The sequence below is a fragment of the Paenibacillus sp. 1182 genome, assembly GCF_017833915.1.
In the GTDB taxonomy this organism is placed as follows: Bacteria; Bacillota; Bacilli; order Paenibacillales; family Paenibacillaceae; genus Paenibacillus; species Paenibacillus polymyxa_D.
Window position 1 is genome coordinate 1 of sequence record NZ_JAFICR010000032.1, and the last position, 5,364, is coordinate 5,364.

The following is a 5,364-nucleotide window of genomic DNA, read 5'->3' on the forward strand; positions in this document are numbered from 1 at the left end:
GAAGAAAAATTCGCAGCAAACCCATTCGCACCGGGTGAAAGGATGTACAGGACAGGTGACCTGGCAAGGTGGCTGCCTGACGGCAACCTAGAATATCTGGGCAGGATCGACCATCAGGTAAAGATAAGAGGCTACAGGATAGAACTGGGTGAAATAGAGAACCGGTTATTAAAGCATGAAGCAATAAAAGAAGCGGTGGTATTGGACAAAGAAGGAGCTGACGGAAATAAGTATCTTTGTGGATACGTCGTACCGGATCAAGAAATAACCGTACAGGGGATGAGGGAACACTTGTCAAAAGAGCTCCCGGACTACATGATCCCTTCCTACTTTGTGCGGATGGAAAAGCTGCCATTGACCCCTAATGGAAAAATAGACAGGAAAGCATTGCCTGTGCTCGATAGCAATGTTAATACCGGCGTAGAATACGTAGTACCTTCGGGAGAAATAGAGGAGAAACTTGCGCTGTTGTGGCGGGATATCCTTGGAATAGAGAAGGTAGGAAGAAATGATAACTTTTTTATGCTTGGGGGACACTCGTTAAAGGCAACAAGCCTTGTAGCAAGAATTCACAAAGAGTTCAATATAGACATACCTCTTAAGGAAATATTCAAGACACCAACCATCTTAGAAATTGCCAGATATATTAAAGACTCAAAGGAGAGCCTATATCAGTCAATCCAACCGGCAGGAGAAATGGAATACTACCCTATGTCATCTGCACAAAGAAGGCTGTATATACTAAACCAGCTTGAAGGGGCAGGGACAGCATACAACATGCCTGGTATTATGCTGCTGGAAGGAAGCATTGATACAGCGCGTTTCCAGGAAGTCTTCAGGCAGTTGGTAAAAAGGCATGAGACTCTTAGAACATCGTTCCACATGATCGATGGTAACCCGGTCCAGAAGGTTCATGACCATGTGGAATTCAGCGTGATGTACTTTGAAACTAACGAAGAAAAAGCCGCAGAGTATGCTGGGGAATTTGCCAGACCTTTTGATCTTGGCAAGGCTCCTCTGCTAAGGGTAGAGCTTGTAAAAACGGGAGAAGACAGGCATCTTATGATGTTTGATATGCATCACATTATATCCGATGGTGTCTCCATGGACATACTGATTCGTGAGTTTATGGATCTTTATGAAGGAAACAACCCTCCAGCACTTCGGATACAGTACAAAGACTACGCTGTATGGCAGAATAAACTGTTTGATGAGGGCGGAATTAGCAGCCAGGAGGAATACTGGCTCCAAGCATTCCAGGGAGAAATACCTGTACTGAATATGCCGCTAGACTATCCAAGGCCTGTAATACAAAGCTTTGAAGGGGATTTTTTTAGCTTTGAAGCAGGCAGTGAGCTTACGAATAAATTAAACAAGCTTGCAAGGGATAATGGGGCTACGCTTTACATGACACTGCTCGCGGCATACAACATATTGCTGTCTAAGCACACCGGACAGGAAGACATAATCGTTGGAAGCCCTATAGCCGGAAGGCCACATTCAGACCTGCAGGATATCCTTGGTATGTTTGTAAATACCTTGGCTATGAGAAATTACCCCAAGGGAGATAGTACCTTTGTAGAATTCTTGAATGAAGTAAGAGAAAACGCTCTAAGGGCTTATGACAATCAGGATTACCAATTTGAAGAACTGGTTGAGAAGCTTAACTTGAAGAGGGACATGAGCAGAAACCCACTGTTTGATACTATGTTTACCATGCAAAATGCCTCTAAGGTAGAATTTGCAGTACCTGGTATAAGCTTCAGACCTTTTAATAACGGGCTAGAGTATAGAATATCAAAATTTGACCTATCCATTGATGCAATAGAGCGTGAAGATGGTATGGCTTTTAGCTTTGAATATTGTACTCGGCTTTTCAAAAAAGAGACTTTAAAAAGGTTGGCGGCTCATTACCTTAACGTGTTGGAAGAGATAACCGCAAATCCGTTTAAAAGGTTGTCGGAAATAAATATGTTGTCCCAGGAGGAAAAACAGCAAATAATCTATGGCTTCAATGATACAAAAGTAGAATATCCTAAGGATAAGACCATACAAGAGCTATTTGAAGAACACGTGGAAAAGACGCCTGATAACATAGCAGTAGTATTTGAAGATAAATACTTGACTTACGGAGAACTTAATGAAAAGGCCAATCAACTGGCTTGGATCTTAAGGGACAAGGGATTAAAACCTGACAGTGTAGTAGCTATAATGGTAGACCGGTCCATAGAAATGATAATAGGTGTAATTGCTGTATTTAAAGCAGGAGGCGCGTATTTACCCATAGACACCGAATATCCTGAAGAACGAATCAGATATATGATCGATGACAGCTTGGCTGGAATTATTCTTACGCAAGAACATCATAAAGAAAAAATTAAATTTGATCTTGATATTATAAGCTTTGATGACTGTGTGAATTACAACGGGAGAACAGAAAATCTTCCTGTCATTAATAAATCTTGTAATTTAGCATATGTCATTTATACATCAGGAACCACAGGAAAGCCAAAGGGGATCATGATAGAGCATAGAAGTCTTGTCAACATATCTTACGCATGGAAAAAGGAATATAGGCTTGCGGATATGGATGTAAAGCTGTTGCAAATCGCAAGTTTTTCTTTTGATGTATTTGTGGGAGATGTTTCGAGAACGCTGCTCAACGGAGGCCAAATGGTTATTTGTTCATCCGAGGAGAGATACGATCCTGCACGATTATATTCACTTATTAAAACCCATAAAATAACCATCTTTGAATCCACACCGGCACTGATTATTCCTCTTATGGATTATATCCATGATAATGCTTTGATTATTGATAGCCTCAAGTTGCTTATACTTGGATCAGATACTCTCTCTGTGGAAGATTATGAAAGATTACAATCCTGGTATGGAGAGAAACTGCGGGTTGTTAATAGCTATGGGGTTACTGAGTCCACCATAGATTCCAGTTATTACGAAAAGAGACTGGGAAGCTATTTGGAATCCGGGAGTGTACCTATCGGAAAGCCAATGCAAAATATAAAATACTACGTTGTTGACAAACACTTGAGACCTCAGCCTACAGGGGTTTTGGGTGAGTTGTGCATAGGGGGAGAAGGGCTTGCAAGGGGATATCTAAACCGGCCCGAACTGACAGCTGAAAAATTTGTACCTAACCCGTTTATACCAGGGGAAAGGATGTATCGTACAGGGGATCTGGCCAGATGGCTGTCTGATGGGAATATGGAATTTTTAGGAAGAGTAGATCATCAGGTAAAGATAAGGGGATTTAGAATAGAGCTGGGGGAAATAGAAGCACAACTGCTAAAGCACATTTCAATAAAGGAAGCAGTGGTTATTGCAAGGGAAGATCAGAAGGGAAACAAGTATCTGTGTGCCTATGTGGCAGGGGAAAATGAATTAACAATAGCAGAACTAAGGGGACATCTCTTAAAGGACCTTCCAGACTATATGATACCATCCTATTTTATGCAGTTAAAAAAGCTGCCGCTGACTCCCAATGGCAAAATAGATAGGAAGGCATTGCCCGAACCTGACGGCAATATCGATGCTGGAATAGAGTATGTCGCACCCTTGGGTGAAGTGGAGGAGAAACTTGCGGGGTTGTGGCAGGATATCCTTAGTATAGAGAAAGTGGGAAGAAACGACAATTTCTTTGAGCTGGGGGGACATTCCTTAAGGGCAGCAAATCTTATTGCCAGGATTCACAAAGAGTTCAATGTAAACATACCGCTTAAAGAAATATTTAAGAGCCCAAATATGTCTGAAGTTGCCGAGTGCATCAAGATTGCAAAGGAGAGTGTATTTCATTCTATTGGGCCGGCTGGGGAGATGGAGTACTATCCAATTTCATCCGCCCAGAAAAGGCTGTATATTCTAAACCAGCTTGACGCAGTTGGGATGGCATACAACATGCCTGGTATTATGCTAATTGAAGGCAAACTCGATAAACTGCGCTTTGAACAGGCTTTTAGGGAGCTTGTTGACAGACATGAGTCTTTCCGTACCTCATTCCATATGATAGATGGTAAACCGGTACAAAAGGTCCATAGCAATGTGGATTTTAGTGTTATGTATATGGAAACCGATGAGGAAAGAGCTGCGAAAATAGCCAGTGAATTTATTAGGACCTTTGACCTTGATGAGGCTCCTTTACTTAGGGTTGGGCTTATAAAAGTTGGAGAAGACAGATATAATATGATGTTTGATAAGCACCATATTATATCTGACGGGGTGTCTGACGACATACTGGTAAGAGAATTTATGAGCCTGTATGAAGGTAAGGAACTTCCGGAACTTAAGATTCAGTACAAGGATTTTTCCGTATGGCAGAACAGGCTGTTTGCTGATGGGACAATTAGTAAGCAGGAAGAATACTGGCTCCAAGTATTCAAAGGAGAAATTCCTTTGCTTAATATGCCGCTAGACTACCCTAGGCCAGCTATACAGAGTTTTGAGGGAGATGTGATCAGTTTCAAAGCAGGCAAGGAGCTTGCTGTTAAACTGAACAAACTTGCAGTGAATAATGGTGCCACGCTCTACATGGTACTTTTAGCTTCATACAATGTCCTTTTATCCAAGTACACCGGACAGGAAGATATTATAGTTGGAAGTCCCGTTGCAGGAAGGCCGCATACTGATCTTCAGGACGTTATTGGTATGTTTGTAAACACGCTAGCCATGAGGAATCACCCTCAAGGTGGAAAGACTTTTGTGGACTTCCTTAATGAAGTAAGAGAAAACTCCTTAAGGGCTTACGAAAACCAAGATTACCAATTTGAAGAACTGGTAGATAAGCTTAACCTGGAAAGGGATCTGGGTAGAAATCCACTTTTCGATACTATGTTTGTACTGCAAAATATCGAGGCATCAGAAGTGAAGATGGATGGGCTAAGGTTTATGCCCTATGACAGTGAAGTAAGAATATCCAAGTTTGACTTGACTTTAAACGCTGAGGAAACAGAGGACGGTATTGCATTTGAATTGGAGTATGCTACCAGGTTGTTTAAGAAAGAGTCAGTTATAAGGCTTATTGCCCATTACCTTAATGTATTGGAAGAGGCAGCAGCCTTTCCTGAAAAAAGGCTATTAGAAATTGATATGCTGTCACAAGACGAAAAACATCAAATATTATATGAATTTAATAATACAAAAGCAGGATACCCTCGGGAAAAGACCATCCATCAGATTTTTGAGGAACAGGTGGAACGGACACCCAATAATATTGCTGTAGTGTTTGAAGATAAACAGCTGACTTATAGGGAGCTAAACGAAAAGGCAAACCAACTGGCCAGAAAATTAAGAGAAAAGGGAATAAAACCTGATAGTGTAGTGGGAATTATGGTAGAACGTTCCCCGGAA

At 41.4% G+C, this 5,364-nt stretch carries 1 protein-coding gene; it reads left to right on the forward strand.

From position 1 onward, the window contains the following. Nucleotides 1-5,364 (forward strand): non-ribosomal peptide synthetase (locus tag JOD82_RS28815; RefSeq protein ID WP_209950382.1); only part of this gene is annotated, 5,364 nt, incomplete at both ends.